Source organism: Mesorhizobium sp. M7A.F.Ca.CA.002.05.1.1 (assembly GCF_003998335.1).
In the GTDB taxonomy this organism is placed as follows: domain Bacteria; phylum Pseudomonadota; class Alphaproteobacteria; order Rhizobiales; family Rhizobiaceae; genus Mesorhizobium.
In genome coordinates, this window is sequence record NZ_RZQI01001359.1 from 1 (window position 1) to 1,024 (window position 1,024).

General features: G+C 61.0%; 1 protein-coding gene and 1 pseudogene. Both read right to left on the bottom strand.

The window, feature by feature from the left end; translation table 11 throughout:
- A pseudogene (locus EN939_RS35535) lies at positions 1 to 290 on the bottom strand (VWA domain-containing protein); the annotation flags it as partial.
- Between the two features lie 2 nt (positions 291 to 292).
- Positions 293 to 853 carry an RNA polymerase sigma factor gene (locus EN939_RS35540; protein ID WP_127271980.1) on the bottom strand — a complete coding sequence of 187 codons (561 nt, stop codon included), beginning with the start codon at positions 851 to 853 and terminating at the stop codon, positions 293 to 295.
- Positions 854 to 1,024 lie beyond the last annotated feature (171 nt).

Below are 1,024 nucleotides of genomic sequence, written 5' to 3' on the forward strand. Positions count from 1 at the left end.
TTGGGCGGCTGTTCCCTCAGCAAATGGAAGGTGGCGTATCCGGCGATCGGCAGGGCGACGAGCCCGGCAAGGGCCGGCGTGGCAATGAGTTTCTTTTGCATGATCTCGCTCCAGAGCTTTTGTGCTCGCTCTGTGAGACGAAGCCCGCCAATCGATCCTTGGGTGACAGCAGAAATATTTTCCTGATCATAGGCGCGCAGGGCGGCCTCGAAGGCACGTGCCTTGGCATCCTTGGCGGGCGCCGGTGCTGCGATATCGCGCAGTCTGTTGAGTTCGTTGTCGTCGACCATGGTCACACTTCCCCGGCCGCGCGCATCAGCGTCTTCAGCCGTTTCTTCGCTTCATGGATGTGCCAGGAAACCGTCGTCTCCGAGATCGCCATCGCCTCGGCGGCGGCCGCGTGGCTCAATCCTTCGCCATAGACCAAAAGCACGGCGTCGCGCTGCTTGTCCGGCAGTTGCCGCACCGCGGTCCACAGCGCTTCGGCCGGATCCTCCGGTTCGACCGACGCCTCGCCTGAGATCAGTGCATGGACGCCATAGGCCTCGGTCTTCACGGTCTCGCGGGCGGACTTTCGCATCATGTCGCGCGCGGCGTTCAGGGTCACGGAATAGAGCCATGTGGTGAAAGCGCCGCCGCCGCGATAGTCGCGGATCGCCTTGCCGAGCCTGACGCAGACTTCCTGGGCGATGTCTTCGGCATCGGCCTTCCTGCCGCACCAGCGATAGGCAGCGCGATAGACGAAGTCATAGTGCCTTTCCAGCAATGTGCTGAAGGCCCCCCTGTCTCCGCCCTTCGCCCGCCCGATCAGTTCGGCGTCGGAGGCTTCGCTTTCATCCAGCATCATCGCCATCATTTGCCTGTTGGACGAAGGCTAATGGCTAATCCTTGGGCAATGGAAAGATTTTTTTGGAAACCGCCGGATCGTGACCGCCGGCACCCCGCTTGACACATCCATATCTCGGCGGTTATACGTCAATCAATAGCCACCGGGTTATCGATCCCAATGACGAACGCTCACGAT